This window comes from Geobacter sp. SVR (assembly GCF_016865365.1).
Taxonomy (GTDB): domain Bacteria; phylum Desulfobacterota; class Desulfuromonadia; order Geobacterales; family Pseudopelobacteraceae; genus Pelotalea.
This window is the reverse complement of record NZ_AP024469.1, coordinates 4,258,977-4,285,765: the sequence shown is the minus strand read 5'-3', so window position 1 is coordinate 4,285,765 and position 26,789 is coordinate 4,258,977. Positions and strand designations below refer to the sequence as shown.

Genomic DNA, 26,789 nt, shown 5'->3' with positions numbered 1-26,789 from the left:
CAGAGGGAGAGGGCAAGGCATGCTCTCCCCCTCTGGGGGAGAGATAGAGAGAGGGACTGGCCTCCGTGGGTCTCTCTGCGGTTGTGACGATCTGACTGTTTTTGAACAACCTGGGTTTTTCAATAGCCTGTTTTTTTAGGGGAGAAGAGAATCATGTCCACATCACCCGAACCGGTCTGGCGTACCGCCCTCTCCGGCGCCCAGATCCTTTTCGTCGCCTTTGGTGCTACGGTCCTTGTTCCGCTTTTGACCGGGCTCAACCCGAGCCTGGCCCTGCTGGGGGCCGGCATCGGCACCCTGGTTTTTCAGGCCTGCACCAAACGTCAGGTGCCGATCTACCTCGGCTCCTCCTTTGCCTTCATCGCTCCGGTGATCTACTCGGTCAAAACCTGGGGCATGCCCGCCACTCTCGGCGCCCTGGCATCGGCCAGTCTCTTCTATTACCTGGCCGCCGCCCTGGTCAAGTGGCGGGGAGTCGGCCTGATCCAGCGCCTCCTGCCGCCGGTGGTGATCGGACCGGTGGTGATGGTCATCGGCCTCGGACTGGCCCAGGTGGCCATCAACATGGCCACCGGCAAGGCCGGCGATACCCAGGTGGTCCCCTACGGCACCGCCCTGGGCGTGGCTACCGTCTCCCTGGTCGCTACCATGCTGACCGCCATCCATGCCCGTGGACTGCTCAAGCTGGTGCCGATCCTGGTAGGCGTGGCGGTCGGCTACGTGACCTCGCTCTTCCTGGGGCTGGTGGATTTCAGCAAGGTCATCAACGCACCCTGGCTGGCAGTTCCGGAGTTCGGCCACCCTCAGTTCAACCTGGCGGCGGTCCTCTTCATGATCCCGGTGGCCATTGCCCCGATCGTGGAGCACGTGGGGGGCATTCTGGCCATCGGCTCGGTGGTGGGGCGCGATTACACCGAGCAGCCCGGCCTGCACCGCACCCTGTTGGGGGACGGCCTGGCGGTCAACATCGTCGGCCTGTTCGGTGGTCCGCCGGTCACGACCTACGGCGAGGTGACCGGTGCGGTCATGCTCACCCGCCACTACAACCCGGCCATCATGACCTGGGCCGCCGGTTTCGCCATCCTGATGGCCTTTGTCGGCAAGTTCGGCGCCCTGCTGCAGACCATCCCCATGCCGGTCATGGGAGGGATCATGATCCTGCTCTTCGGCTCCATCGCCGGTATCGGTCTGAAGACGATCATGGACGGCAAGGTGGACCTGATGAAACCGCGCAACCTCTGCCTGATCTCCGTCACCCTGGTCACCGGTATCGGCGGCCTGGGAGTGACCATCGGCAGCTTCAGTCTGCAGGGGATCAGCCTCTGCGGCGTGCTGGCAGTGCTGCTCAACCTGATCCTCCCTCCGGGAGAAACGGAAAAGGATATCGAGCCTGCGGCCTTTCCCTGAGCGGGCTCAGGTGCCGCCTTGCCTCGTGTTCCGGAATCAAAAATAACAAGCGAAAGACGCTCCCCGGAGCGTTTCAGACTAATGACAAACCCCGCCTTTTCAGGCCGGGTTTTCGTTTTTTCAGCTGAGAATGATTTGGAACAGTGATTTGTTCGTGGGTCATATTAACTGCAACAGTCGGTCTCTGATGTTTTGAAGAACTCTAATTGCGCCTTAAACAGACCATGGAGGCGCAAAAAGCGCAATAACTCGTCCCGGTCCACTACAGGAAGATCTCTTTCATATTCTGCACCGCGGCATAAAGCGGTATTGCTCAAATACCTTCGTCAGCTGCGGAGTCTTGTCACGCAGACCGACAGCGAAACCATGCCGTTCAGGTCACAGGCTGGCCTTTTCATGTGGCCGGACGGTCACGTGCTAGATTAAAATTATCTTTAAAATTAGAGTAGCCTGTGATAATGAGGGATGTATTTCTGGGGTGGTGGCCTGTCACGGCTTCTTTCCTTCTGGAAATCATCTGGCTAATCAGCAATATAAATTAACTATGAATTGGAGGCAGTATGACTAAGGCACTGATATTTTGTTCCTTTGTTTCAATAATTATTTGTTTTTCAGGCTGTGCTACTATGACATCTAGTCCAGAACCGCAAAATGTAAAAATATCTACAGAACCTGCCGGAGCATATGTAGATGTATTTAACTTCAGAGAAAAAGAAATTGCATCGAGTGGCATTACGCCTTTTGAGGCACAATTCGCTAAAGTAAGCGATTGGAAAAAAGGTCTTTATAATCTGAACTATTATACACATGGAGATGGCCTTTATGAAGGTCGCAGGGCAATAGCATATGAACTTTATATAACAAAACCGGGATATGTAAATGAAGTTGTGCCAATCTACGCAGAATCACATAAAGCCGCAATTGCTGGCAATGCCGTTGTTGGTGCATTTTTATTACCCGCAGGCTTATTATTTAGCGCAATTGACACTACTAACGGCAGTGGTGTTGATGTCGGAAACAACACAGTTTTAATAAAGTTGTATCCTGATACCATTGATGGCAGAAAAAATAGATTGATAGAACGCAACATTGCTAAATGTCGCAAATTCAGGAATGATCCAAACGCTATCATATATTACACAACTGAGATTATTACTAATGTGCCGGATCACTATGAATCACGTGTATTGAGAGCAAATGCGCACATTTATAAAGGTAAAACCGCACCTGCCTTAGATGATATAAATTTCATTCTGAAAGCAAATGCAAATGATTCTGAAGGGCTGAAATTAAGGGGTATAGTTAATAGAATCAATGGAAATATTCAACAATCTCTAAAAGATTATGCTATGGCCTTACAAATTAGTCCTAATCAGCCCCAAATATATTTTGAAAGGGCAAAAACATACTACAAAAACAGCCAATCATCTGCTGCTTTTGGTGATTTACGTAAAGCTTGTGAATTGGGATTAGAACAAGCGTGTGATTATAAATTCTAACAAAAGCGAAAGGACAGTTTATGAAAACTATTTTTTTGATATTTATTTTAATTTTAAATGTAAATATATCGTATGCAATCGACATAGATAAACTAAAAACTGGCGGTGAGTGCAAGGAATGTGATTTGTCTAATTCTGAATATACAGGAAATGATTTTACGAAAATAGATTTGAATGAGGCTATATTCAGGTATTCAAATTTGACAAATACAAAACATAATGAATGTGGTCAATGTGATTTTTATCATTCGAATATTAAAGGAGCATATTTCGATAGGGCAAACTTAGATGAAGTCCTTATGAACAGAACTAATATATCAAATAGTAGTTTTAAAGATGCTTATTTAGATAATGCAAGATTTACTTATTCAAATATAGATAATACTGATATGAATTCAATTGATGGTAGTAAAAGTAGATTTAATAATTCAATTATATCAAATACTAATTTTGAAAATGCAAAATTAAACGATTCACGATTTATATCTGTTAAAATGAATAACGTAAATATGTCGTATGCAAAACTAAATTATGTAGACTTTACTGATTCGACATTAAATGGTGTAGTATTTAAAAAATCGGAACTGGATCATACAAATTTCAAAAATTCAAATTTAAATGGTGCTGATTTTAGGAATGCCAACATAAGCAATGCTGTATTCAAAACTGGAAGGGGCTTTAATGTCTCAACACGACAATATGAGATAATGGATTTGTCTTATACATGTGAAGAGCTAAAAAAATCAGGGGCTATAGTTGATGATACCACTGTATGTATAAAGTGATTAAGGCTCTTTCACGGAATTTATGCTTCTGGTGTACAGATAGTAATCACCTGACAGTCGTCCTTGAATGGGATCGGGATTTATGCTGCCAGTTTCAAGTCTTCAGTTCAGCGTCCTTTGGCAAGCCCCTATGAAAGCCACGTAAAGCGTCCTACCTTCATGTTCCTGCTTGATGAGACCGGTCGTAGTTGTAGTGCCTGAAGTAGTCTTCCAAGTCGGCCTGCATCTCATCAATTCACTCGTACCACGTGGTGCGTCCCATAACGTGGAAGTGTTCATCCAGCAGGGTTTTGTGCAGTCGCTCCACGAAACCGCTGCTCTGGGGCCTTCTGACCTTGGTAGTCCGGTGCTCAATTTCCTCGAGCTGCAAGAACAGTTCGTAGGGATGATGGTCATACCGTTCCTCCTTGATGGAAAGATGTTGTCTGAGCAACTTCATCTTTAATCCTCAAGGGCGGTATGGCCACCTCTTAAAATCAGGCGAATACCATCTCTACACACATATTGACTTCACCGGTAAATGGGCTTGAATAAATGTATGACATGCTTTGAGAACTCCTGAAGCGGGGCATGCTCCGCAGAAGGTTTCGGAAGCGGTGGCGCAAGGATCATGTTCATCCCTCTGCACGTCAAAAGCGACTACTTGCTCGGGTTGAGAACCGCCTCGGTCGATGAGCTGGTCGATCGGGCGGCGGTGCTGGGATACCTGCCCTGGCCCTGACCGACCTGGAACCGCGCCCCGGCTTCGATGGCCGCAGTCCGGGAAGCAGATCCGGACGGTTAGTGCTGCTGGCTGCGGATGCCGGCGGTTACCGCAGCCTGTGCCGCATTGTCAGCCGCAGGCGCGGCGCAATCCCCGGCCAGGGAGTGGAATGGGGGCTGAATGGCGATCCGCTGCCGCTGGTAACCCGGTACAGCCAGGGCTTGTTTGCCCTGAGCGACGACCCCGCCGTGATCGAGCGGTTGAAGAATAGCGGCGCCTTTGCCGGCGATCGACCGGGTTTCCTGCTGGTCCGTCAGCACGGCCCGAACGCGCAACTGTGCCACCGGGAGGCGGCGGCCCGCCTGGGGGTGCCACTGGTGGCTGATCTGGAACATCCCTGTAAGATGTCGTGCATCATGGCTTTCGCACAAGATCCGCCACTATCCGCAGATCCTCCACCAGGCCCTCCATGGCCTGCTGCCGCTGTTCGTCAGTTTCGGTCCGGAGAATGGCCGAGGGATGGCTGGTCGCGATGGCATAGGGGGCGCGGTCGCTGGGCAACGGGCGCCCGTGGTCCCGGGTCACCAGCACCTGTTTGCCGAACAGCGCCTGAGCAGCGGTACTGCCCAGAGCCACCAGCACCCGCGGGCGGATCAGTTCGATCTCGGCGTCCAGCCACGGCATACAGGCGCCGATCTCCCGTGCGTTCGGCTTGGTGTGCAGGCGCCGCCTGCCCTGTGAGACCCACTTGAAGTGCTTGACCACGTTGGTGACATAGGCCGCGGAGCGGTCGATGCCGGCCTGTGCCAGCGCTTGGTCCAGTACCCGTCCGGCCGGGCCGACGAACGGCAGCCCCTGACGGTCCTCGTAATCCCCCGGCTGCTCCCCCACCAGGATCAGCCGCGAATCGAGACTTCCTTCGCCGAAGACGGTCTGGATGCCCCGTTCCCAGAGCGGACAGGCGCGGCATGCGGCTGCCGCCCGTTTCAGCTCGGGCAGCGTGCACCGCCCGGGAATCAGGGGAGCGGCGGTATTCTCTCTGCGCATGCGCACCATCACCCGGTTGTCCGCAGTCGCTGCCGATTCCGATCACTCATGCTCGTCCTGCAGCAGTTCCCGGATCTGCTGGCGAAGCTGGGGCGTGTCCTGATGGCTATGTACTGACACGGCATGGTACGCGGCGGCCTCCAGCACCTCCTGTTCGGTGCCGGAAATCTTGAGGGAGCAGTTGTTCTCGCTGGGATAGAGCCGGCAATCGATCGATTTGCGTGCTTCGCCCGATAGAACGGTCATGGCAGCCTCCTGGCGGCGAACCGTTGCTACAAGTATAGCCCGTTTTTCCGGTGGTGCCCAAGGGACCGGGGCAAGCACCGTGCTTCAGGAGGCTGAATGCCCGGTTACCGCCCCATGATATCGAAGAAGTGTTCCGAGCGGCTGGTCGCGTGGGCGTAACACGTTATTCTCTTGTCTTATTGGATAAAAGATGCCATAGTACAGATACTTCCGGACGGGCTTCTGCCCGTCTTTTTATTTTGAGAGAAATCGAGGAGCCTTGTCACATGCAGGAGAGAATCCGTAATATCGCCATCATCGCCCACGTCGATCACGGCAAGACCACTCTGGTGGATGCCATGTTGAAACATGCGGGCGTTTATCGGGAGAACGAGAACATCACCGAGCGCGTGATGGACTCAAACGATCTGGAAAAGGAACGCGGCATCACCATCCTGGCCAAGAATCTTTCGATTCACCACGGCCAGTACAAGATCAACATCGTCGACACTCCCGGCCACGCCGATTTCGGCGGCGAGGTGGAGCGCGTCCTGAAGATGGTCGACTCGGTGCTGCTGCTGGTGGACGCCCTGGACGGTCCCATGCCCCAGACCCGCTTCGTGCTGAAAAAGTCCCTCGACCTGGGGCTCAAGCCGATCGTGGTGATCAACAAGATCGACCGTCCCGGCTCGCGGCCGGACGAAGTGCTCAACATGGTCTTCGACCTGTTCTGCGAACTGGAAGCTTCCGACGAACAGCTCGACTTTCCGGTGGTCTACACCAGCGCCAAGATGGGCTATGCCATGCTGGATATCAACGCCAAGTCCACCACCATGGAGCCGCTCTTCGCGGTGGTGGAATCTAATGTGCGCCCCCCCAAGGGTGATTCCAAGGCGCCCTTCCAGATGCTGATCGCCAATATTGATTACAACGATTACATCGGCCGCATGGCCACCGGCCGTATCTTCAACGGCAAGGTCAAGTCGGGCGAAACCGTGGCCATGATCAAGAGCGACGGAGCCATTACCCGGGGACGCATCACCAAGCTCCTGGGCTACGAAGGGCTCAAGCAGGTGGAGATCGAGGAGGCCGGCACCGGTGACATCGTGACCGTGGCCGGTTTCGAGGATGTCAGCATCGGCGAGACCCTGGCGTCGGCCGAAAATCCGATTGCGGTGCCCTATGTCTCGATCGACGAGCCGACCCTGTCCATGAATTTCATCGTCAATACCTCCCCCTTTGCCGGCCGGGAAGGCAAGTGGGTCACCTCCCGCAACATCCGCGAGCGTCTGACCAAGGAGCTGCGCACCAACGTGTCGCTGCGGGTCGAGGATACCGACAGTGCCGATACCTTCAAGGTCTCCGGCCGCGGTGAGCTGCACCTGTCCATTCTGATCGAGAACATGCGCCGCGAGGGGTTCGAGCTGGCCGTGTCCAAACCGGAGGTCATCATCCGGGTGCAGGACGGGGCCAAGATGGAGCCGATGGAGTATCTGGTGGTGGATGTGGCCTCCGAGTTCCAGGGGGCGATCATCGAGAAGATGGGACCGCGCAAGGGTGAGATGGTTGCCATGCATCCCATGGGTGAGATGGTCCGGCTCGAGTTCGTGATACCGGCGCGCGGCCTGATCGGTCTGCGCGGCGAGGTGCTGACCGACACCCGCGGTACGGCGGTCATGACCCACACTTTCCACGAGTATGCCCCCTATCGCGGCGACATCCCGGGACGCAAGAACGGCGTGCTGATGGCCATGGAGCATGGCGAGACCACCGCCTATTCGCTGGATGCACTCCAGCCGCGCGGGATACTCTTCATCGGCGCCGGAGTCGAGGTCTATGGCGGCATGATCATCGGACAGCACGCCAAGGACAATGATCTGGACGTCAATCCCTGCAAGGGCAAGAAGCTGACTAACGTGCGCGCCTCGGGCTCGGACGATGCCATCAAGCTGACCCCGCCGCGAGTCATGACCCTGGAGCAGGCGCTGGAGTTCATCGACGACGACGAACTGGTGGAGGTCACTCCCCAGTCGATCCGCCTGCGCAAGAAGGAGCTGGACCCCACCAAGCGCAAGCGGGCCGCCAAAGCCTGATCGCCTTCGGTTGAATCGGAAGCCGGGACATGTGTCCCGGCTTTTTTTGCGCCCAACCGCAGAGAGGACAGGAGATCGCCCGTTCTGCCGTCACCGCCGTTTCCCGTTGCATGCCCCGTTTTCCGGCTTCTGCGGTCTGCTTGACAAACAATTCTGCCGCTGTAAATTCACCTTATCTTGAAGTAAGGAGGCGGTTTTTGCTCTTGTGGCTCGGCATCGCAATCCTGCTGTTATACAGTCTGGCCGGGCTCGACATGCTGATCGGAAACCGTTCGATCCGCGCACTACGGGAAAGTTCCCCCCAACTGCCGGCGGAGCCGCCGCGGGTGTCGGTTGCCGTAGCAGCGCGCGATGAGGCCCGTAACATCCGCGAGGCGCTACAGTCGCTCCTGCAGCTGGACTATCCCAACCTTGAGCTGATCGTGGTGGATGACCGCTCCAGCGACGGTACCGCCGAAATCCTCGACAAAATGGCCACCGCCAGCCCGCACTTGCGGGTGCTGCACGTCAGTGAACTGCCGGCTGGCTGGCTCGGCAAGAATCACGCCCTGTGGCTCGGTAGCCGGCGGGCAACCGGTGAACTGCTGCTGTTCACCGATGCAGACATCGTCATGCAGCCCGACGCCCTGAGCCGGGCAGTGAATCACCTGCGTGCCTGCAAGCTGGACCACTTGGCAGCCACACCCTCGATGCGAATGCCGAATCTCTTCCTGGCCATGTTCGGAGCCTCCTTTATCCTCTTTTTCTCGCTGTTCGCCCGACCCTGGAAGGCCAAATCTCCCACAAGCAGCTGCCATATCGGCATCGGTGCCTTCAACCTGGTGCGCACGGCCGTGTACCGCAGCGTCGGCGGACACGAAGCCATCCGGCTGCGTCCGGACGACGACCTCAAGCTGGGCAAGATCATCAAGAAAAGGGGCTTTCGCCAGGATGTGGTCTATGCTCCTGAGTTTCTGGCCGTGGAATGGTATGCATCGGTGGGGGAGGTGATCCTGGGACTGGAGAAGAATGCTTTTGCCGGTACCGACTACCGCGTCTGGCTGGTGCTATCCGGGGCTGTCTTTCATCTGCTGGCCGGTGTCTGGCCCTATCTGGCCGTGATTGTCACCCACGGAACCACCCGCCTCGTGTATTGCACAATCGTGACGCTGATAACCCTGCTGTTCGCCGACAGCGCCGGCTTCCACGGCGCACGGCGCTGGCATGCCATAGCATACCCCCTGACCACCCTCTTGTTCGTCTACATCCTGCTGCGCACAACAGTGCTCAATCTTGTCCGGCGGGGCATTCGCTGGCGCGGCACCTTCTATCCGCTCAAGGAGCTGAAGGGTAACCGGGTATAGATCCCGGAAGGCCCGTTGCCGGCTGGCGGCCACACCTGCTGCCGCGAAAGGAGAAGCAATGCCTGTCATCCGTCATATCGCCCAACTGGGAAATCCCGTACTTCGTCAACTGGCGTTGCCGGTCGACAATCTCCGCGATGCCTCGCTGCAGACCCTGATCGAGGATATGCTGGCGACCGTGGCCGAGGCTGACGGGGTGGGAATCGCCGCCCCCCAGGTGTATGAGCCGCTGCGGCTGTTCATCGTTGCGTCGCGCCCCAACCCTCGCTATCCCGATGCCCCGTCCATGCAGCCGACGGTCATGCTGAATCCCGAACTCCTGTGGCAGTCGCCGGAAACCGTGATGGGCTGGGAAGGGTGCCTGAGTGTGCCGGGCATCCGCGGACTGGTGCCGCGCAGCGAGCGGATCCGGGTGGGGTATCAGGAACACGGGGGAGGGCGTCGCGAAGAGGAACTGTCGGGTTTTCTCGCCCGGGTGTTCCAGCACGAGTTTGACCACATCAGTGGCTTGGTGTTTCTCGATCGGGTTGCGAGCAACCGCGACCTGGTGAGCGAGCGTGAGTATGTGCGCCTGATGGCTGCCCGATAACGCTAAAAGAGAAATGAAACCCTGAAAATGATGCCGCCGATGAAGGGGATGGTTTGCTGGAGGGTTCTGATCCGCTCCTGTGATTCGGCCGGTTCGGGGGGAGGATATGCTACAGTCAGAGAAACAACATCGTTATGCCTGATGGTCAAATTGCCGTTTTCATTGAGCCCCACTTTCATGGCCTGACGGGGGGCTTCAGACGCCGGCAAAGGGTAAGACGGATCGTTGAGCAGAAAGAATGTCTCCCCCCGGCTTAAGGATGGAGCCAGGAGCGCGAGAAAGATTACGAGGAGGGGTATATGCCTCAAACTTGAATCATTCGCTCTGCGTTTGCAGCCTGACATTCGCCGTCCTCCTCCGAGGGGAATTGCGCCCGTTGCGCTTGTCAGACAAAACAAAAGCCGGGTCGCCAATATCATGGGAGATATTTTCGGCGACCCGGCTGTCTCGGAGAGATCCTGAAGGCTTTCCGTCCCACCCTCGCGGATGGTTTAGTATTTTCGTTATCTCTATTCGGTTTTCATGTTAAGCAGCATGAATCGTGCCCAATACGTTGAGGCAGTGCTGGGCCACTATCCACCGCGCTTCAGAAAACGGGACCGAAACCCGCGCCCCGTGTAACTCCGTCTTATGGCCGGAAAGTGTCGGTTGAGGTGACGTTTTTTGGGACTTTCCGGCACGGCCCGGTTAACCGGTACAGCCAGTTACATTGCTAGAAAAGAAAGGTGAGTTTCAGGCTGATGCCGTTGATGGAAGGTGGTTCTTTCTGGAACTGCTGGGCCACCTGCACCTGCCCCTTTTGCTCTTTGGGCTCAAGATTGTCTTCGGGCGCACAGTAGCCCATGGATACCGAAAGATCACCACGCTTGACCGCCATGTCCCCATTGCCGTTCAGTCCGACGGTTACCGGCTTTTCCGGGGCTTTCGAGGGATCTTTGCTGTCCGTCTTTGCCTCGGGCTTGGGCTTGGCCCCGGGAGAGGGAGGAGAAACGGGTGCATGGGGGGTGGCGGTGCTGTCGAGGGAGTTTTCCAAGGTGAAATGCAGGGCCTGAATGGCCCCGGCGCGGGCTGACGAAGGGGCCAGGGCCAGGATCAGTGCGAGGGAAGGGGCGAATCGTTTAATGATGGAAATGACGCGGTTTTTTCGGGTATTACGCAATAGAACGTCTCCTTGTTTCCTGACATGCTCAAAGATCTATCTGGCGAGACAATGTCGGGAGCTTTGGTAGCCACGGTCGCTGGGAATTTCCGGGATCCGGAGTCAGTTCCGGCGGCCGGTCCCGTGGCAGCTCGAGTTACTATAAAGGATGGTTTTCAGGCTTGTCCAGGCAAATAGGGGCGGTTTTCGGTTGAAGTGGTTGGAAAGTGGGCAGGGAGTGACCAACGTCACAATCCAGCCGCCGGTTTCAGCCGGGGCCGCAACAGATAAACCAGATGATTTTTCACCGGTGGGGTGGTATAGTCGCCACCTTGCAGCAACAGGGATTCCCATTGGGGAGAGGTGACATGACACAGCAGAAGATTTATCTGGTCGGGGCCGGCATGGCGGGCTGGGAAGGCTTCAGCGCCAAGACGCTTGAGATCATCGGCAAGGCGGCGGTGATGATCGGACATCAGCGGCACCTTGATATCTTCCCTGATTTCGGCGGTACCAAGATGGTGCTGGGCGACCTATCGGAGCTGCTGGACTTTCTTCAGAAGACCGATCAACGGGTAGTGATCCTGTCTTCGGGCGATCCTACCTTTTTCGGGATTTCCCGGTTCCTGCTGCGTAATCTTCCGAAAGACCGCATCGAGATATTCACCAATGTCACCAGCATGCAGTATGCTTTTTCGCGTATCAAGGAACCCTGGGATGATGCGATTTTCGTGTCGGTGCATGGACGGGGCATGCATGCGGCGGTGGACAAGATCGTCGCGGCCGAGAAGGCCTGCGTGCTCACCGACAAGGTCAATACGCCGGCTGCCATCGCGGCCGAACTGATCGAACGCGGCGCCGAGGGCTATGAAGCATGGCTGTGCGAGGACCTGGGCATGCCGGCCGAGAAGTTCACCCGCAGCGATTTGCGTGGTTTGTTGGAATCGAAGCCTTCCGATCTGAACATCCTGATCCTGATCAAGACATACGAACCGAACCTGATCCAGTACCCCCTGATCGGTATCGACGACGAGGAATTCCAGACCTCCAAGAAGCTGATCACCAAGCAGGAGGTGCGCGCGGTGACCCTGGCCAAGCTTCAGTTGCAGGACGATCTGATTCTATGGGATATCGGTGCCGGCAGCTGCTCGGTTTCTATCGAGGCCTCCAATCTGATGCCCAATGGCCGCATTTTTGCCGTGGAGCGCAATCAGCAGTGTGTCGGCTTCATCAACGAGAATCTGAAGAAGTTCTGTGCCCGCAACGTGAAGCTGATCGAGGCCCAGGCGCCGGAAGGGCTGGAGGATCTGCCGGATCCCGACCGTGTCTTCATCGGTGGAGCAGGCGGCCAATTGGAAGAGATCATAGACGCGGTGGACAAACGCCTCAAGCAGGACGGCATCATCGTGCTCAACGCCGTGACCCTGGATACCCTTACCAAGGCGGTGGAGTTCCTTGAGGATCACGGCTACACGGTGGAAGCCACCTGCGTCAACATTGCCAAGACGCGCCGTTTGACCGAATACAAGCTGTTCGAGGCCCAGAATCCGGTCTACGTGATTGCCGCCTGGAAGGAGAACGTATAGATGCCGACGTTTTACGCTGTCGGTGTCGGACCCGGCGATCCTGAACTTGTGACCAGAAAGGCGGAACGCATCCTGCGCCAGGCTGACGTGGTGCTGGCGCCGGTTTCCAGGCCGGGCGAAAGCAGCGTGGCCCTGGAGACGGTCCGTGGGTTTCTGGATGAGCAGCGCCAGGAAATAGTGATTCACCAGTTTCCCATGACCTCCGACCCGGAGCAACTGATCCCGGCCTGGCAGGCGGCCGCAGTCCGGATCGCCGAACAGGTGGCAGCAGGCAGGGACGTGGCCTTCATTACGATAGGGGATCCGCTGCTCTATTCGACCTTTATCTATCTGCTGCGCATCGTTCGCGAGCACTATCCGCAGCTTCCCGTCGAAATCGTGCCGGGCATATCCAGCATCATGACCGCCGCTGCCGTGGCTGCCGTGCCTCTGGCCGAGGGGGACGAACGGTTGGCCATCGTGCCTGCCACGGCTGGGGTGGAAGCCATCTGCGAGGCGATGGCAAAGTACGAGACTGTGGTGTTGCTGAAGGTCAGGCCGCTCTTTGCCGAGATCCTGGAGCTGCTGAGGCAGACCGGCCGTTCCGGCAGTACGGTGTTCATCGAACGTGCTGGCGGCAAACGTCAGAAGGTAATCCGTGACATCTCCGAAATGGCGGCCCATTCCCCGGACTATCTTTCGCTGATGATCGTCCGGCGCCCCTGAATCACGAGCTCACAACAGAAAAAGACGCCCCCCCGGAAGGGAGGGCGTCTTTTTTTGCGCTCTGCACGGTTTTTCTTAATAGACCTTACCGGATGCGGGCACGATTTCTTCCGAGCTCGGCTTAATGGTTTCGAATCCCTGCGTCTTGCCGGGGAGGGGAGCTGCTGGCGCCACGGCAGGAGCAACGACAGGGACGGCCGAAACCGGCGCCAGTGGCTTCTCAACCGCCGCAGGGGCGACAGGCGTCTGTGATTCGACCTTCGGCCGCTCCGCCGGAGGGGTGGGCAATGCCCGGGCCGACTCCTTTTGCTCCTTTTCGGGATCAAAATGCAAAAAAGAGAGCATTTCGTCGAACTGCTTGCCATAAACGGTGGTCTCGTTGGTTTCCCGCAGCAGGTAATCTTTACGTCTCTCCTCAAGCTTGCGCCGCAGCCCATCCAGCGTCTTGAACTTGATTTCCGCCTTGGTGGAGAGGTTTGCCTCGGCCTCGCTGAAATCGGGATACTGCAGTCCGATCATCGGTTCATAGCTGAGAATGTGGCCGCGGAAATTGGGATATTCCCACAGGATCGTACCGGCGCCATCCAATATTTGCGCCGTCATGACCAGGTAATTGTATTCGCCCGTCAGCGAGGACATCAGCGTGTTGGAATAAATCTTGTCGTTTTTAGCCAAGCCGCTGATGATGATTATCATGACCGCGTCCAGGCTGTTCTTGCGGAGATAATTCCGCAGCTCTTCGTTTTTCCAGAAATACTTGTTGTATTGGATGGCAGCGTCATCCCGTTTTTCCCGCCGGAACAGGAGATTGCTGAAAATCTCCTGGGCATTGCCGTCCATCAGTGCAACCGTGTAGAAGTTGCCGGTGGTTTTCAGCCTGCGGACGAACTGCTGCTCGTATCTGCGGTTCATCTCCGTGACGAGGGAGATCAACTGATCCTTCTGCGGATGTCTGATGTCCGATCCGGTATCCACGATGATCGGTACCACACCCAGCACTTTTACCTTTTCCGTGAAGCTGTCGGCCGGAACGTTGAGATGATTGCGGGCACAGCCGAAGGCCAGGAGCAGAAACGGCAGCAGGAACAGCAGTTTTTTCATGTCGATCTCCTTCAAATGAGCGTCGGGACAGAGTTTTTTTCAGAGACGTTATAGCAGATGGCAGGGTGGTTTGCCAGACAATTTGAGAACAACCAAGCCGCCCGGGGCTGACGGTATTATATTGACAAAAAAGGTGTCCTTTCGTATAGTTTCGCCACAAAACCTGCTTATCGAGAGTGGTGGAGGGAAAGGCCCTGTGAAGCCACAGCAACCGGCCATATGGCGTCAGGTGCTAATTCCTGCCGAAAGGCAAAGATGAGAGGTGCGCTGTAACCAGGTCACGTTCAGCCCCTTTCTTCCCTACAAGAAGGGGCTTTTTTATGTCCGTAGGCATTGTCGAGGAACTCTCAGCCACTTTTGAAAACGGCATCAAGCTGGACAGCGGACGTATCCTGGCCCCCATCACCCTGGCCTACGAAACCTACGGTACGCTCAATGCGACCGCCTCCAACGCTATTCTGGTGGAGCATGCCTGGACCGGCAACGCCCATCTGGCAGGCAAACACAGGCCCGAAGATGCCAAGCCGGGCTGGTGGGACGCTATCGTCGGTCCGGGGCGGCTGCTGGACACTGACCGCTACTTTGTGATCTGCTCCAACGTGATCGGCTCCTGTTACGGCTCCACCGGTCCCACTTCGATCAATCCCAAAACCTCGAAACGCTACAATCTCGGTTTTCCTGTGGTTACGGTGCGCGACATGGTGCGGGCCCAGACTCTGCTGATCGATGCGCTGGGGATTGAGCGGCTCCTGTGCGTGATGGGGGGCAGCATGGGAGGGATGCAGGCACTGGAGTGGGCGACCCAGTATCCCGACAGGATCGCCTCGGCCGTCGTGCTGGCCGCTACCCCGCATCCATCGCCACAGGCGATTGCCCTCAACGCCGTGTCGCGTTGGGCCATTTTCAACGATCCCACCTGGCGCAAGGGGGAGTACAAGCACAATCCCAAGGATGGGTTGGCGCTGGCCCGTGGCGTTGGGCACATCACGTTTCTGTCCGACGAGTCGATGCATGCCAAATTCGGCCGGCGATTCTCCGCCAAGGACGGTCAGTTCGACTTTTTCGGACAGTTCGAGGTGGAGCGTTACCTGAGCTACAACGGCTATAGCTTCGTCGACCGATTCGATGCCAATTCGTTTCTCTATCTGGCCAAGGCACTGGATCTCTACGATGTGGCTTGGGGCTGCGAGTCAATGGCCGAGGCCTTCGGCACGGTCACGGCGCCCTTGCAGTTCTTCGCCTTCACCTCCGACTGGCTCTATCCCCCCTACCAGACCGAGGAGATGGTCACCTGCCTGCAAAATCTTGGCAAGCCGGTCGAATATCACCTCATATCTTCTGCCTACGGGCATGATGCCTTTCTGCTGGAACACGAGACCTTTGCTCCCCTGGTTCGTTCGTTCCTGCAGCAGGCTTCCGAGACGAAAAGGAAGTAGATCACACGATGGCTTTTGTACGCGACAATCTGAAGGAAAACCGGCTATTTAGAAAATTTCGGCACGAAGTGGGCCGGGCAGTAGCTGATTTTTCATTGATCGAAGAGGGTGACCGGGTGGCGGTGGCAGTGTCCGGCGGAAAGGATTCCTACACGCTGCTGCTGCTTTTGGACGAGCTTCGGAGGCGGGCTCCGGTCGATTTCGAAATTGTCGCGCTGACGGTCGATTCGGGCTATCGCGGCTTTCGCACCGATATTATCGAGTCATTCGTCACGTCGCTCGGCATTCGTTGCCACATCGAAAAAACCAATCATTTCGAAATCATATCCGAAAAACGACGGGAAGGTTCCTCGTACTGCTCATTTTGCGCCCGGCTCAAGCGCGGAGTCCTGTACGGCCTGGCCGACAGGTTCGGATGCAATAAGCTTGCTCTGGGGCACCACAGTGACGATTTCATCGAGACCCTGCTGTTAAACCAGTTTTTCGTCGGGTCGCTCAAGGCCATGTCCGCCCGCATGCTGGCCGATAACGGCGAGACTACCGTGATCCGGCCGTTGGTATATGTAAGCGAAGCGGATATCCGCACCTTTGCGCGGGAGGCTGCTTTGCCGGTGGTCTGCTGCTGCTGTCCCGTTTGTGGCACCGCCGACGTACAGCGCAAGCGGATGAAGACCTTGCTGACAGAACTGGAAAAAGATATCCCCCACATCAAGAGCAGTTTGCTCAGGGCACTCTCAAACGTGCATCCCCGCCATCTTCTCGATTCGTCTCTGCGGAACGGATAAACTGCGCCGCGTGCATTTTGCGGCGCTCTTCTCCAAGCGGGCCAGATCGATTCTGATTCCCAGATCGCTCAGCATGTCCTTCAGCGAATAAAACCCGCCCACTGCCACCACTGCCAGTCCCGCAATCGTTACCGCCTCCATATTCTTGCCCTCCGATCGTTTCAATGGGAGGAGCATATCATTATGGTAGGACAAAATATGTCACATGCAAATACAATGCAGAAGTTTTTAGCTGTTCCGCGACTTTTAGCTGCACCGTCGAATTGGCTGTGCGGATCTCAGGTACTTCAAGTGAGGATTTTCGTGGGGAATGGGCCCTGTCTCAAAAGGGGGCACAGTGGTATAGAGGAGGATAAGCAGGAGGGCCAGATCCAAAAGAGAGGGTTATGGCTCGCCGCGTTCGCCGTCGCCCGAAAGCATAACCAGATCGACGCGCCGGTTCTTGGTGCGGCCCTCGGCGGTGGCATTGTCCGCCATAGGACGGAATTCGCCGTAGCCGGTAGCTGAAATCTTTTCCGGCTCGGCATCGTAGTTCTTGATGAGATACTTCAGAACATTGGTGGCACGCGCAGTGGAAAGTTCCCAGTTGGAGGGGAACTGGGGGGTGCTGATGGGGGCGTTGTCAGTATGCCCTTCGATCCTGAACGGGTTGTTGTATTGCAGCATGGCTTCGGCAATCGTGTTGAGCAGCTCATAGGCGGACGGTTTGATCTGCGCCTGCCCGGAGTCGAAGAAACCGGCTTCCTTGAGACTGACGATCAGCCCGCGCCGGCTGATCGTCAGGCCGACCTTGGACTGGGCTCCCTGCTTGACCAGATAGGCTTCGATGGAAGACTTGATCTGCCGGAAATCCTTTTCCTCGGCGCGGGTTCTGGTCTGGCCGTGCACGGTGCGAACGCCGGGCACGATCGAGATCTCCGGCTTGATGGCCGGTATGACGGTCATCTGCTTCGAGGGAAGAATGTTCATCTTGGGAGAGGGGGTGCCGGCCTGAACCATGCCGAAGGACTGCTGAATCGATTTGATTACTTCTTCGGTCTTCTTTTTGTCACTCTGCGACATGGCGTAGAGGGTCACGAACACGGCAAACAGCAGCGTGATGAAATCGGCGTAGGATACGAGCCAGCGCTCGTGGTTGACATGTTTTTCAGGCTCTTTTTTTAATGCCATGGCTGGATCAGTGACCGCCCCCCACGTAGGCTTTCAGCTTCTGTTCGATGAAATGCGGATTCTCGCCGTTCTGGATGGCAATCAGCCCTTCCAGGATCATTACCCGGCGCAGCACCTCTTCCTTCATGCGGATTTTCAATTTGGTCCCAAGGGGGAGGCAGATGATGTTGGCCGTCATCAGGCCGTAAATGGTGGCCACAAAGGCTACAGCGATGCCGGCGCCCAGCTTGGAGGTGTCGGAGAGGTTGCTCATGACGTGGATAAGGCCCAGCACGGCGCCGATGATACCGATGGTCGGGGCGAAGCCACCGGCTGCTTCGTAGAACTCGACGCTATGCTTGGCATGGTCCTCATAGGCCGTGATGTCCGCTTCCAGCGTTTCCCGCAGTTTCTGGGGGTCAATGCCGTCAACGACCAGCGAAATGCCCTTCTTGATGAACCCGTCCTTGGCGGACTGCGCTTCCTGTTCCAGCGAGATCAGGCCGTTGCGGCGGGCCTTGGTGGCGTAGCTGATGATATCCCTGACAACCGACTCGTGGTCGACCTTTGGGGGCAGAAAGGCGATCTTGACGTCCTTGAAGGCCTGGATGATGGCGGGCAGGGGGAAGCAGACAAACGTGGCGCCAAAGGTGCCACCCAGTACGATCAGGGCGGCGGTAGGCTGGATGAGTGCTTTGAGGTGCAGACCTTCCAGGAAGGCGCCCCCGAAGACCGCGCCGAATCCCATCAGCAGACCGATTAATGATGCTAAATCCATACGCTAGAAATCCTGAGTGTGGAGTGGTGTCGAAACCTGTTTGCTCTTGTCGAGCGGGATCACGTTTTTGCGGTTCAGCGTAAGGCTGCGGAAGAGTTTCTTGCGGGCTCGGCCGAGGTACTTTCTGTCGGTACCGGTTTGTGCCCGCCGCAGGATTCTGGCGCGGAAGGCGACGATCCTGTCGATGATGACCGAGGCGCTTTCGCAGACGATGAGGTGGTGGCCATTGAACAGGGTGATGACCGTATCGGGCGTCTCCTCGATACTGACAATGTGGTCAGGGTTGAGGAAGGTGTGCTGCTTGTCCATGCGGGTCAAAAATATCATGTCGGTACCGTCTTTATTAAGTCTTTACTTTATAAATAGGAAAAACCATGCGAGGTCAAGAATTATTTGCCGCGGGCAGCCCGGCTTTCACAGCAGCGCATCGATTGCCTCGAAATCTATAAAACGTTCAGCGGTGGAGTTGATCAGCTCGATTTTCTCCCTGTCGTCTGGGCCGATTTTCGAGACATGTTCCCGCAGGCGGTAATACACCTCGGATGATGTCTCATCGATGCGGATGTAAGGGATTTGGCTGTCTTCCAGGATCTGTTGCGTTATGCGGGACATGGGGGCGTGGCCGCTGATGATCAGGCCGGTCAGGCGCCGCTTGAAGTCGGGCATATGGTGCAGGGAGGACGCGGTCACGATCAGTTCGTCGCGCGAACTGGTGACGATCAGCAGCGTGGCCTCATTGAGATGATCGATCACGACCTGTGACGAGGCGGCACCCAGTTGGATGGTATGGCAGATGCGACTGCGCTCGTTGGGGTCCCCTTTCAGCGGCCGCTCCAGCAGGTGGGCAACATGCTGCAGGGTCGGGTGGGCCAGCACCGGGGAAAAATTGAAGGCGCTGGTCACCGTGATGCCGCGCGGTTCGAAGGCCTTGCGCAGATAGATCAGCGAGCGCTCCTTTTTTTCCGGCACCAGCTTGTTTACCATGATCATGCGGACATCAGCCTGAGCTTCCTTGTAGAGGGCCAGGTTGAGCTCGACGGCATCGATGACGCTGCCGATGCCCCCCCCGGTTACCATCAGCACCGGTGCCTGGGTCAGATGGGCAATGTGGGCGTTGTTCATGCCGACAACCGAGCCGACTCCGCCATGACCGGCGCCTTCGATGACCAGAAAATCATACTTCTTTTCCAGCTCCTCGACCGCCTTGAGAATCACCTCGCGAGGGTAGTCGGGGGCAATTTCGCCGTCCAGGAACTGGCGGGTGGAGCCGGAGGTCAGGGTCATCGGAGACATGAGGTGTGCATCTTCCTGCAGGTCGTACACACCGGCAATCATGGCGGCATCCATGTCCATGGTCATTCCGCGGAATTGAATGCATTTGGGGCCGATGGGCTTGATGAATCCAACCCGCTGATATTTTTTGCGTGCCAGGTGCATCAGGGAAAGGCTGATGGTGGTTTTACCGCAGTGCTGGCCGGTGGCGGCGATGAATATCTTTTTGCACATGTTTCGGGGACCCTCGTGTGAGGTGTGTTGTTGGTCAGCCGTCTGGTGACCTGCAGGTTTGGATGCGGGATTGACTCGCGGGGCCTGCGTATCGATATTGTTCGTTTTATGCAAGAAGCGTGTAAAGAGTCGCGCAACAGTACCACAAAAATCGAATTGCCGGTAGTTATTTTAACGGCAACGGCAGGAAACAGAAGGGGCAGGCTGTGCGTTTTGAGCGGATAAATTACGTTGACAGCCCGAGGCCAATCATCTAGTTTATTCGTAATATCGCTGGGGGAGTTTCGACTGAGAGCGGCCTTGGGCCGTGACCCTTAGTACCTGATCCGGGTAATGCCGGCGTAGGGAAGCGCAACGAAATCAGTATCCACAAGCCGCTTCTGCGGTTTTTTCCGTTTTAGGAGAAAAAAACATGCAGGTTTTGGTCAATGGTGAACCCATGGAAGTCGAGGATAGTGTCAATATCGCGGCACTGCTGGCCCACCTGCACATCAAGCCTGAACGGGTTGCAGTCGAAGTGAACCTCGACATCGTTCCCAAAGCCACCTATGGTGCTCGCATAGTGTCGGCAGGGGACAGGATCGAGATTGTGCAGTTCGTCGGGGGCGGGTGTTAAGGCTGAGATTGAGTGAGTCAGTTTTTTGTTCGCTCTATGTGCCTGATCTATCGGAGGAATAAAATATATGTCACTCGAAAACGATAAACTGGTCATAGCAGGGCGTGAATTCGGGTCGCGACTGATGGTCGGCACCGGGAAGTACGCCAGTTTTCAACAGATGGTGCAGGCGCTTGAGATTTCAGGGGCTGAGATCATCACCGTAGCCGTGCGCAGGGTCAATATCTCCGACCGAAACCAGGAATCGTTGCTGGACTACATTGACCCGAATAAGTATACCCTGCTGCCGAACACTGCCGGCTGCTACACGGCAGACGATGCCGTCAGAACCTGCCTGCTGGCCCGCGAAGCCGGTCTGTCGGATTTCGTCAAGCTGGAGGTGCTGGGTGACGAGAAGACGCTCTTCCCGGACAACGAAGAGCTGCTCAAGGCGGCCCGCATACTGGTTAAAGAGGGCTTTACCGTTCTGCCGTATACCAGCGACGACGTCATCATGTGCCGCAAGCTGGAGGATATCGGCTGCGCGGCCGTCATGCCGCTGGGGGCACCGATCGGCAGCGGACTCGGCATCCGCAACCCCTACAATATCCGCATCATCCTGGAGACGGTCAAGGTGCCGGTGATTGTGGACGCCGGCGTCGGCTCGGCTTCGGATGCGGCCATCGCAATGGAACTCGGGTGTGACGGGGTCTTGATGAACACCGCCATTGCCGGCGCCAGCGACCCGATCGCCATGGCGGAAGCCATGAAACTGGCAGTGCTGGCTGGCCGCCTCTCCTACCGGTCGGGAAGAATACCGCGCAAGCTGTATGCCAACGCCTCCAGTCCGCTGGATGGCATGTTCCTTTAGCTCAGGATGACCCGCCAGCCCGGACGGCACGTCCCTGCTTCCAGTGACAGTTGCGATGTCTGCTGCTGATTTCAGCCTCTATTTCATTACGGACCGGGCACAATCTCCCGGGGGCTCACTGTCGGGCGTTGTCAGGGCGGCGCTGGAGGGGGGCGTTCGGGCGGTCCAGCTTCGGGAAAAGGATCTTGGGGGCCGCGACTGCTTCGCGCTGGCAATGGAATTGCGCAGCATTACCTCAGCCTTTGGCGCGCGCCTGTTCATCAACGACCGCCTGGATGTCGCACTGGCGGTCGGTGCCGACGGGGTTCATCTCGGAGCCGCCAGCCTGCCGATAAGGGAGGCGCGCAGACTGGCCGGGCCACGCTTTCTGATCGGCTACTCTGCCCATGCTTGCGACGAAGCTTGCCAAGCCGAGGCTGACGGCGCCGATTTCATCACCTTCGGTCCGGTCTACCATACCCCTTCCAAGGCATCATTCGGACCGCCGTTCGGAGTGGGGGCGCTGAAAATGGTCTGCTCCCGTGTCAATATCCCCGTATTTGCCCTCGGTGGTGTCAAAATTACGTCAATAAGTGAGGTTCTGGCAGCCGGCGCCGGCGGCATTGCTTTGATTTCCGCCATCATGGCCTCGTCAGATCCGCGTCAAGCGGCCGTATCACTGCTTCAAACGATCGAGAAACATGTTCAATCCTCCCGATGAACGCATACATCCCGAGCTCCGAATCCACTCTTACGGGCATTACCTGCGACGCCGCTTCGGTTGCCGGATCAGCAAGGTCAACGTGGACGCAGGATTCACCTGCCCCAACCGCGACGGCAGCAAGGGCACCGGTGGTTGCATCTACTGCAATAACGTCTCGTTTTCTCCCAAGGACACCCTGGCAGCGATCCCGCTTGAAGAACAGGTTGCCCACGGCGTGGCGTATCACCGGCAGCGGCTCGGTTCCGAAAAATTTATCGTCTATTTCCAGAAATACACCAATACGTACGGTTCGGTAGAGATGCTGGCCGAGCTGTACCGCCGCGCCTTGGCCATGCCCTCGGTGATCGGCATCTCGGTCGGGACTCGTCCCGATTCGCTCTCGGACGGTGCGCTGGAGCTTCTGACCGAAATTGCCCGCACGCACTATGTCTGTCTGGAGCTGGGCCTGCAGTCCATGGACGATGCCATCCTGGCCCGCATCAACCGCGGTCATACGCTGGACGATTTTGTGCAGGCAGTGCAACGCGCTGCCAGACGGAATTTTGACATCTGTGCCCATCTGATCCATGGCTTTCCCGGCGAGTCCGCTGCCGAGTTTCTCAGGACCGCCGAGCTGATTGCAGGGCTGCCGATCGATTCGGTCAAACTGCACCAGTTGCATGCCGTGGAGGGGACCGAACTGGCCGAGCTGTATCGCCGGGGCGAATTCAGGCCGCTCGAGTTTCAGGAATATGTAGCCACAGTCGCCGACTTCCTGGAACGGCTTCCAGCGCGGGTCACGGTCCAGCGCCTGTACGGGTCGGCGCCACTGGCTATCGGCGTGGCGCCGCGGTGGGGGCTGAAGAACAACCAGATGTGGTACGCGGTGGTCAACGAACTGGTCCGGCGCGGTTCATGGCAAGGATGCCGTCTGGACTGAAATTTCAACCGCTCTGAAAGTGTGACGTCTTCCGCCTCCACCGGATTTAAGAGCCACTACGGTTGGATCGCATGGAGCGTTTCTGCGGAGGCTCGGCTGTATATAGTTTTACGTATTTGTTTCAAAATGCACCGTACGCAAAATCTCTAGAAGGAGTCAGCATATGTCCGATCTACGAGTCCGTTTCGCACCCAGCCCAACCGGGTACCTCCACGTGGGTGGAGCCCGTACCGCTTTGTTCAACTGGCTGTTGGCCCGCAAGCAGGGGGGAACATTCATTCTGCGCATCGAGGATACCGACGTGGAGCGCTCAACCAAGGAGTCGGTCGATGCGATTCTGCAGGGGATGGAATGGCTCGGGTTGGATTGGGACGAGGGGCCCTTCTATCAGTCGGAGAACTTTCCGCTCTACAAGCAGCATGTGCAGCAGTTACTGGACGAGGGTAAGGCCTACCGCTGCTATTGTTCGCCCGAAGAGCTGGAAGCCCGTCGGGAACAGGCCATGCGCGAGGGGCGCAAGCCAAAGTATGACGGAAGGTGTCGCAACTTAAAGGACGCTCCGGCAGATAAACCGTCCGTGGTACGTTTTCTCGCGCCGCAGGAGGGCAGCACTTCCTTCGACGACCTGATCAAGGGCACAATCTCCTTTCCCAATGAGGAGTTGGACGATCTCATTATCCAGCGCAGCGACGGTACGCCGACTTACAACTTCTGCGTAGTGATCGACGATGCCAGCATGCGCATAACCACTGTCATCAGGGGCGACGACCACGTCAACAATACGCCGCGCCAGATCCAGCTCTACCAGGCGCTCGGATTTCCGGTGCCGCAGTTCGCCCATGTGCCGATGATCCTCGGCAGCGACAAGGCGCGCCTCTCCAAGCGCCACGGCGCCACCAGTGTGATCGCTTACCGTGACATGGGATTCCTGCCCGAAGCACTGAACAACTACCTGGTGCGGCTCGGCTGGAGCCACGGCGACGACGAAATCTTCAGCCGCGACGAGATGGTGGCCAAGTTCGATATCGGCAGTGTCGGCCGTTCTGCCAGCGTATTCAACTCCGATAAGCTGCTCTGGCTGAATGCCCATTACATCAAAAGCGGAGATCCTCAGCGGCTGTCGCGACTGCTGCTCCCCTTTCTGGCAGAGCGAGGCATCGACCCTGCAGCAGGAGGCCCCGACCTGGCGGCTGCCGTCACCACGCTGCAGGAGCGGGCCCGCACTATGCTCGAAATGGCAGATGCGGTCCTGTTTTATTACCGGGCGCCCGAGGCCTATGATCAGGCCGCCCTGGCTAAATTCGAGAAAGCGCACCTGATGGCGGTTTACGGCGTTGTGGCGGAAAAATTGGCAGCAGCCACGGCTACCACGGCGGCGGAATTCGATGCGCTTTTCAAGGAGATCTGCACGGAAAACGGCTGGAAGATGCCCCAGGTGGGCCAGCCGGTCCGGATCGCCCTTTCCGGTGGTACCCAGGCGCCCGGTATCGGTGAAATGATCGTTACTCTTGGAACAGCGGAGGTCGTCCGCCGGATCGAACGGGCGCGGCAGGCTGTTTCGGAGTGAGCTGGAAAGCTCTCCGCTTACCGCAGTTATCCGATGTTTGGCTGAGATGGACAGTCCCCGGTGCGTGACGCGCTTCCGGCCTCGGTTGTGGCACAGCTGGGCATTGGGATACCCGCTTTTACCGCGCATGGATTGGCAAATAGTGCCGCACGGATGCCCCGGTAACGGACGTTTCCCAGGATGCTGCTGGACAGTGTTGCGGCCTGGGCATATGATGGACACATGAACACGAACGCTTCCCCTTTCAAGATCGTCAGCGATTATGTCCCCCGCGGCGACCAGCCCCAGGCCATCGCCGAACTGGTGGCCGGCATCGAGGCGGGGGACCGCCATCAGGTGCTGCTGGGGGTTACCGGCTCGGGCAAGACCTACACGGTGGCCAATGTCATTGCCACCGTCGGCAAGCCAGCGCTGGTGCTGGCCCCCAACAAGACTCTGGCGGCCCAGCTCTACGGCGAGTTCAAGGAGCTCTTCCCCGAGAACGCCGTCGAGTTTTTCGTTTCCTACTACGATTATTACCAGCCTGAAGCATATATCCCCACCAGCGACACCTTCATCGAAAAAGATTCCGCCATCAACGACGAGATCGACAAGATGCGCCACTCGGCTACCCGCAGTCTGCTGACCCGCCGGGATGTGATCATCGTGGCTTCGGTTTCCTGCATTTACGGGATCGGTTCGCCCGAGGCCTATGCCAGCATGCACATCTTCTTCCACCAGGGGGAGGACTACGGCCGGGACACCCTGCTGCGAAAACTGGTCGAGATACAGTACGAGCGCAACGACACCGATTTCCACCGCGGCACCTTCCGGGTCCGGGGGGATGTAATCGAGGTCTTTCCGGCCTATGACGACGAGAAGGCCCTGCGGATCGAGTTCTTTGGCGACGAGATCGAGAGCATCAGCGAGATCGATCCGTTGCGGGGAGTGGTGCTGCACCGGCTTTCCAAATGCGCCATATATCCCGCTTCCCACTACGTTTCGAGCCGCGAGACCCTGGAGCGGGCTGTGGAGCAGATCCGCGTCGACCTGGGGGAGCGGATCCGCCACTTCCGCACCGAGAACATGCTGCTGGAGGCCCAGCGCATCGAACAGCGCACCTTCTTCGATATCGAGATGATGGAGGAGATGGGCTTCTGCCAGGGGATCGAAAACTACTCGCGTTATTTCGATGGCCGCCAGCCTGGTGAGCCCCCCTATACCCTGATCGACTATTTCCCTAAGGACTTCGTGCTGTTCGTGGACGAGTCGCATATCAGTATCCCGCAGGTGGGTGGCATGTTCCGCGGCGACCGCAGCCGCAAGGATACCCTGGTGACATACGGTTTCCGACTGCCGGCCGCGCTGGACAACCGGCCGCTCAACTTTGGTGAGTTCGAGACGCGCGTAAACCAGGCAGTCTATGTTTCGGCCACGCCGGCCGATTACGAGCTGGAGAAGAGCGGCGGTGTTTTCGTGGAACAGGTTATTCGCCCCACCGGCCTGGTGGATCCGCAGATCGAAGTGCGGCCGGTAACGGCCGGGACGGGGGGCGTCGGGCAGGTCGACGACCTGCTGCACGAGGTGCGCGAAACCGTGGCCCGCGGCGAGCGGGTGCTGGTAACGACCCTGACCAAGCGTATGGCCGAGGAATTGACCAACTACTACCGCGAGCTGGGGGTGCGGGTCAGGTACCTGCATTCGGATATCGACACCATCGAGCGGATGCAGATCCTGCGCGATCTGCGGTTGGGGGAATTCGACGTGCTGGTGGGCATCAACCTGCTGCGCGAGGGGCTGGATCTGCCGGAGGTCTCGCTGGTGGCGATTCTGGATGCCGATAAGGAGGGCTTCCTGCGTTCCAGCCGCTCCCTGATCCAGACCTGCGGCCGGGCCGCACGCAACGTCCACGGGCGTGTGTTGATGTACGCCGACGGCATTACCCGCTCCATGCAGGAGTGTATCGACGAAACCGAGCGTCGCCGCAGCAAGCAGCTGGCCTATAACCGCGAATACGGCATCACCCCCGAGACGGTCAGGAAGAGCATGCGCACCATCCTCGGCACGATCGAGGAGCGCGATTACTTCACGCCGGGCGGCAATGTCGCTGAACCATCCGCCGGATACGACGTGGCCCCCAAGGATATTCCCAAGCTGGTCAAGAAACTGCGTAAAGAAATGCTGGCAGCCGCCAAGGAGCTGGATTTCGAACGGGCGGCGGAACTGCGGGACAAGGTCAAGCAGTTGGAGGAACAGGAACTGGCGCTGAGATAGATTTTC

At 57.1% G+C, this 26,789-nt stretch carries 26 protein-coding genes, 1 pseudogene and 3 riboswitches; of the genes and pseudogenes, 16 read left to right on the top strand and 11 right to left on the bottom strand.

Going from position 1 to position 26,789, the window contains the following annotated elements; translation table 11 throughout:
• Positions 1–153 precede the first annotated feature (153 nt).
• From GSVR_RS20060 to GSVR_RS20050, 3 genes are all read left to right on the top strand, one after another.
• Entirely contained in the window at positions 154–1,407 is a 1,254-nt protein-coding gene (locus tag GSVR_RS20060) for a uracil-xanthine permease family protein (RefSeq protein WP_173195594.1), read from the top strand.
• Positions 1,408–1,967: 560 nt separating this feature from the next.
• On the top strand, positions 1,968–2,906 hold the full coding sequence (locus GSVR_RS20055; RefSeq protein ID WP_173195592.1) for a M48 family metallopeptidase: 939 nt from the start codon (positions 1,968–1,970) through the stop codon (positions 2,904–2,906).
• Positions 2,907–2,926: 20 nt separating this feature from the next.
• The gene (locus GSVR_RS20050) at positions 2,927–3,691 is read left to right on the top strand and encodes a pentapeptide repeat-containing protein (RefSeq protein WP_173195590.1); all 765 of its coding nucleotides are present in this window, start codon (positions 2,927–2,929) and stop codon (positions 3,689–3,691) included.
• 102 nt (positions 3,692–3,793) lie between these two features.
• On the opposite strand, the pseudogene GSVR_RS20045 reads toward GSVR_RS20050, so the two are convergent.
• The 4 genes and pseudogenes from GSVR_RS20045 to GSVR_RS20030 all read right to left on the bottom strand — a co-directional run.
• A pseudogene (locus GSVR_RS20045) lies at positions 3,794–4,091 on the bottom strand (integrase core domain-containing protein); the annotation flags it as partial.
• Between the two features lie 380 nt (positions 4,092–4,471).
• Complete coding sequence (locus GSVR_RS20040) at positions 4,472–4,789, bottom strand: hypothetical protein (protein ID WP_173195588.1); 318 nt, start codon at positions 4,787–4,789, stop codon at positions 4,472–4,474.
• Between the two features lie 19 nt (positions 4,790–4,808).
• Positions 4,809–5,441 (bottom strand): UdgX family uracil-DNA binding protein, encoded by a 633-nt coding sequence (locus GSVR_RS20035; RefSeq protein ID WP_203978734.1) that lies wholly within the window; start codon positions 5,439–5,441, stop codon positions 4,809–4,811.
• Positions 5,442–5,483: 42 nt separating this feature from the next.
• Positions 5,484–5,687, bottom strand: coding sequence for a DUF1059 domain-containing protein (locus tag GSVR_RS20030; protein ID WP_173195586.1), 204 nt, complete (start codon positions 5,685–5,687; stop codon positions 5,484–5,486).
• 266 nt (positions 5,688–5,953) lie between these two features.
• Between GSVR_RS20030 and typA the strand changes: the two genes are divergently transcribed.
• The 3 genes from typA (at position 5,954) to def (ending at position 9,691) form a co-directional block, all read left to right on the top strand.
• Positions 5,954–7,759, top strand: coding sequence for a translational GTPase TypA (gene typA / locus GSVR_RS20025; RefSeq protein WP_173195584.1), 1,806 nt, complete (start codon positions 5,954–5,956; stop codon positions 7,757–7,759).
• 197 nt (positions 7,760–7,956) lie between these two features.
• A complete protein-coding gene (locus tag GSVR_RS20020; protein WP_173195582.1) occupies positions 7,957–9,102 on the top strand; it encodes a glycosyltransferase family 2 protein in 1,146 nt (381 codons plus the stop codon).
• Positions 9,103–9,160: 58 nt separating this feature from the next.
• Positions 9,161–9,691, top strand: a complete 531-nt coding sequence (gene def / locus GSVR_RS20015; RefSeq protein WP_173195580.1) for a peptide deformylase — start codon at positions 9,161–9,163, stop codon at positions 9,689–9,691.
• Positions 9,692–10,120: 429 nt separating this feature from the next.
• Positions 10,121–10,197: riboswitch (cyclic di-GMP riboswitch) on the bottom strand.
• Positions 10,198–10,403: 206 nt separating this feature from the next.
• Here the strand turns inward: def and GSVR_RS20010 are convergent.
• Entirely contained in the window at positions 10,404–10,850 is a 447-nt protein-coding gene (locus tag GSVR_RS20010; protein ID WP_173195578.1) for a hypothetical protein, read from the bottom strand.
• Between the two features lie 347 nt (positions 10,851–11,197).
• Between GSVR_RS20010 and cbiE the strand changes: the two genes are divergently transcribed.
• Both cbiE and cobI read left to right on the top strand, forming a co-directional pair.
• Positions 11,198–12,415, top strand: coding sequence for a precorrin-6y C5,15-methyltransferase (decarboxylating) subunit CbiE (cbiE, locus tag GSVR_RS20005; protein ID WP_173195577.1), 1,218 nt, complete (start codon positions 11,198–11,200; stop codon positions 12,413–12,415).
• On the top strand, positions 12,416–13,120 hold the full coding sequence (gene cobI / locus GSVR_RS20000; protein WP_173195575.1) for a precorrin-2 C(20)-methyltransferase: 705 nt from the start codon (positions 12,416–12,418) through the stop codon (positions 13,118–13,120).
• A 75-nt stretch (positions 13,121–13,195) separates the two neighbouring features.
• On the opposite strand, the gene GSVR_RS19995 is transcribed toward cobI, so the two are convergent.
• Positions 13,196–14,221: a hypothetical protein gene (locus tag GSVR_RS19995; protein WP_203978732.1), complete on the bottom strand. Its 1,026-nt coding sequence runs from the start codon at positions 14,219–14,221 to the stop codon at positions 13,196–13,198.
• A 164-nt stretch (positions 14,222–14,385) separates the two neighbouring features.
• Positions 14,386–14,483, top strand: a riboswitch (SAM riboswitch).
• A gap of 58 nt (positions 14,484–14,541) precedes the next feature.
• Here GSVR_RS19995 and GSVR_RS19990 point away from each other — a divergent pair.
• Both GSVR_RS19990 and ttcA read left to right on the top strand, forming a co-directional pair.
• Positions 14,542–15,657: a homoserine O-acetyltransferase gene (locus tag GSVR_RS19990; protein ID WP_173195573.1), complete on the top strand. Its 1,116-nt coding sequence runs from the start codon at positions 14,542–14,544 to the stop codon at positions 15,655–15,657.
• Between the two features lie 8 nt (positions 15,658–15,665).
• The gene (gene ttcA / locus GSVR_RS19985) at positions 15,666–16,442 is read left to right on the top strand and encodes a tRNA 2-thiocytidine(32) synthetase TtcA (protein ID WP_173195571.1); all 777 of its coding nucleotides are present in this window, start codon (positions 15,666–15,668) and stop codon (positions 16,440–16,442) included.
• On the opposite strand, the gene GSVR_RS19980 is transcribed toward ttcA, so the two are convergent.
• The 5 genes from GSVR_RS19980 to GSVR_RS19960 form a co-directional block, all read right to left on the bottom strand.
• Positions 16,392–16,583: a hypothetical protein gene (locus tag GSVR_RS19980; protein ID WP_173195569.1), complete on the bottom strand. Its 192-nt coding sequence runs from the start codon at positions 16,581–16,583 to the stop codon at positions 16,392–16,394. The genes ttcA and GSVR_RS19980 overlap by 51 nt on opposite strands.
• 243 nt (positions 16,584–16,826) lie before the next feature.
• Positions 16,827–17,612, bottom strand: coding sequence for an OmpA family protein (locus GSVR_RS19975; RefSeq protein WP_173195567.1), 786 nt, complete (start codon positions 17,610–17,612; stop codon positions 16,827–16,829).
• A gap of 7 nt (positions 17,613–17,619) precedes the next feature.
• A complete protein-coding gene (locus GSVR_RS19970) occupies positions 17,620–18,369 on the bottom strand; it encodes a flagellar motor protein (RefSeq protein WP_173195565.1) in 750 nt (249 codons plus the stop codon).
• 3 nt (positions 18,370–18,372) lie between these two features.
• Positions 18,373–18,696, bottom strand: a complete 324-nt coding sequence (locus tag GSVR_RS19965) for a flagellar FlbD family protein (RefSeq protein WP_173195563.1) — start codon at positions 18,694–18,696, stop codon at positions 18,373–18,375.
• Positions 18,697–18,783: 87 nt separating this feature from the next.
• Positions 18,784–19,875, bottom strand: coding sequence for an AAA family ATPase (locus tag GSVR_RS19960; protein WP_173195561.1), 1,092 nt, complete (start codon positions 19,873–19,875; stop codon positions 18,784–18,786).
• A 265-nt stretch (positions 19,876–20,140) separates the two neighbouring features.
• A riboswitch (TPP riboswitch) is annotated at positions 20,141–20,240 on the top strand.
• 47 nt (positions 20,241–20,287) lie between these two features.
• Here GSVR_RS19960 and thiS point away from each other — a divergent pair.
• From thiS to uvrB, 6 genes are all read left to right on the top strand, one after another.
• A complete protein-coding gene (thiS, locus tag GSVR_RS19955; RefSeq protein WP_173195559.1) occupies positions 20,288–20,491 on the top strand; it encodes a sulfur carrier protein ThiS in 204 nt (67 codons plus the stop codon).
• 67 nt (positions 20,492–20,558) lie between these two features.
• Positions 20,559–21,341, top strand: a complete 783-nt coding sequence (locus GSVR_RS19950; RefSeq protein WP_173195557.1) for a thiazole synthase — start codon at positions 20,559–20,561, stop codon at positions 21,339–21,341.
• 55 nt (positions 21,342–21,396) lie between these two features.
• Positions 21,397–22,041 (top strand): thiamine phosphate synthase, encoded by a 645-nt coding sequence (gene thiE / locus GSVR_RS19945; RefSeq protein WP_173195555.1) that lies wholly within the window; start codon positions 21,397–21,399, stop codon positions 22,039–22,041.
• Positions 22,022–22,963: a TIGR01212 family radical SAM protein gene (locus tag GSVR_RS19940; protein WP_173195553.1), complete on the top strand. Its 942-nt coding sequence runs from the start codon at positions 22,022–22,024 to the stop codon at positions 22,961–22,963. Before thiE ends, GSVR_RS19940 begins: the two co-directional genes overlap by 20 nt.
• Positions 22,964–23,126: 163 nt before the next feature.
• A complete protein-coding gene (gltX, locus tag GSVR_RS19935) occupies positions 23,127–24,530 on the top strand; it encodes a glutamate--tRNA ligase (RefSeq protein WP_173195552.1) in 1,404 nt (467 codons plus the stop codon).
• Positions 24,531–24,752: 222 nt separating this feature from the next.
• A complete protein-coding gene (uvrB, locus tag GSVR_RS19930) occupies positions 24,753–26,783 on the top strand; it encodes an excinuclease ABC subunit UvrB (protein WP_173195550.1) in 2,031 nt (676 codons plus the stop codon).
• Positions 26,784–26,789: the final 6 nt, after the last annotated feature.

What these genes read in the sequence shown, in the direction of transcription:
- uvrB (WP_173195550.1), top strand. Translation starts at nt 24,753, where the DNA reads ATGAACACGAACGCTTCCCCTTTCAAGATCGTCAGCGATTATGTCCCC.
- GSVR_RS20050 (WP_173195590.1), top strand. Translation starts at nt 2,927, where the DNA reads ATGAAAACTATTTTTTTGATATTTATTTTAATTTTAAATGTAAATATA.
- GSVR_RS19990 (WP_173195573.1), top strand. Translation starts at nt 14,542, where the DNA reads ATGTCCGTAGGCATTGTCGAGGAACTCTCAGCCACTTTTGAAAACGGC.
- GSVR_RS19960 (WP_173195561.1), bottom strand. Translation starts at nt 19,875, where the DNA reads ATGTGCAAAAAGATATTCATCGCCGCCACCGGCCAGCACTGCGGTAAA.
- GSVR_RS19995 (WP_203978732.1), bottom strand. Translation starts at nt 14,221, where the DNA reads ATGAAAAAACTGCTGTTCCTGCTGCCGTTTCTGCTCCTGGCCTTCGGC.
- GSVR_RS20055 (WP_173195592.1), top strand. Translation starts at nt 1,968, where the DNA reads ATGACTAAGGCACTGATATTTTGTTCCTTTGTTTCAATAATTATTTGT.
- GSVR_RS19940 (WP_173195553.1), top strand. Translation starts at nt 22,022, where the DNA reads ATGTTCAATCCTCCCGATGAACGCATACATCCCGAGCTCCGAATCCAC.
- cobI (WP_173195575.1), top strand. Translation starts at nt 12,416, where the DNA reads ATGCCGACGTTTTACGCTGTCGGTGTCGGACCCGGCGATCCTGAACTT.
- def (WP_173195580.1), top strand. Translation starts at nt 9,161, where the DNA reads ATGCCTGTCATCCGTCATATCGCCCAACTGGGAAATCCCGTACTTCGT.
- ttcA (WP_173195571.1), top strand. Translation starts at nt 15,666, where the DNA reads ATGGCTTTTGTACGCGACAATCTGAAGGAAAACCGGCTATTTAGAAAA.
- typA (WP_173195584.1), top strand. Translation starts at nt 5,954, where the DNA reads ATGCAGGAGAGAATCCGTAATATCGCCATCATCGCCCACGTCGATCAC.
- GSVR_RS19950 (WP_173195557.1), top strand. Translation starts at nt 20,559, where the DNA reads ATGTCACTCGAAAACGATAAACTGGTCATAGCAGGGCGTGAATTCGGG.
- GSVR_RS19970 (WP_173195565.1), bottom strand. Translation starts at nt 18,369, where the DNA reads ATGGATTTAGCATCATTAATCGGTCTGCTGATGGGATTCGGCGCGGTC.
- GSVR_RS19965 (WP_173195563.1), bottom strand. Translation starts at nt 18,696, where the DNA reads ATGATATTTTTGACCCGCATGGACAAGCAGCACACCTTCCTCAACCCT.
- thiE (WP_173195555.1), top strand. Translation starts at nt 21,397, where the DNA reads ATGTCTGCTGCTGATTTCAGCCTCTATTTCATTACGGACCGGGCACAA.
- GSVR_RS19975 (WP_173195567.1), bottom strand. Translation starts at nt 17,612, where the DNA reads ATGGCATTAAAAAAAGAGCCTGAAAAACATGTCAACCACGAGCGCTGG.
- thiS (WP_173195559.1), top strand. Translation starts at nt 20,288, where the DNA reads ATGCAGGTTTTGGTCAATGGTGAACCCATGGAAGTCGAGGATAGTGTC.
- GSVR_RS19980 (WP_173195569.1), bottom strand. Translation starts at nt 16,583, where the DNA reads ATGGAGGCGGTAACGATTGCGGGACTGGCAGTGGTGGCAGTGGGCGGG.
- gltX (WP_173195552.1), top strand. Translation starts at nt 23,127, where the DNA reads ATGTCCGATCTACGAGTCCGTTTCGCACCCAGCCCAACCGGGTACCTC.
- GSVR_RS20035 (WP_203978734.1), bottom strand. Translation starts at nt 5,441, where the DNA reads ATGCGCAGAGAGAATACCGCCGCTCCCCTGATTCCCGGGCGGTGCACG.
- GSVR_RS20060 (WP_173195594.1), top strand. Translation starts at nt 154, where the DNA reads ATGTCCACATCACCCGAACCGGTCTGGCGTACCGCCCTCTCCGGCGCC.
- GSVR_RS20040 (WP_173195588.1), bottom strand. Translation starts at nt 4,789, where the DNA reads ATGTTCCAGATCAGCCACCAGTGGCACCCCCAGGCGGGCCGCCGCCTC.
- GSVR_RS20030 (WP_173195586.1), bottom strand. Translation starts at nt 5,687, where the DNA reads ATGACCGTTCTATCGGGCGAAGCACGCAAATCGATCGATTGCCGGCTC.
- cbiE (WP_173195577.1), top strand. Translation starts at nt 11,198, where the DNA reads ATGACACAGCAGAAGATTTATCTGGTCGGGGCCGGCATGGCGGGCTGG.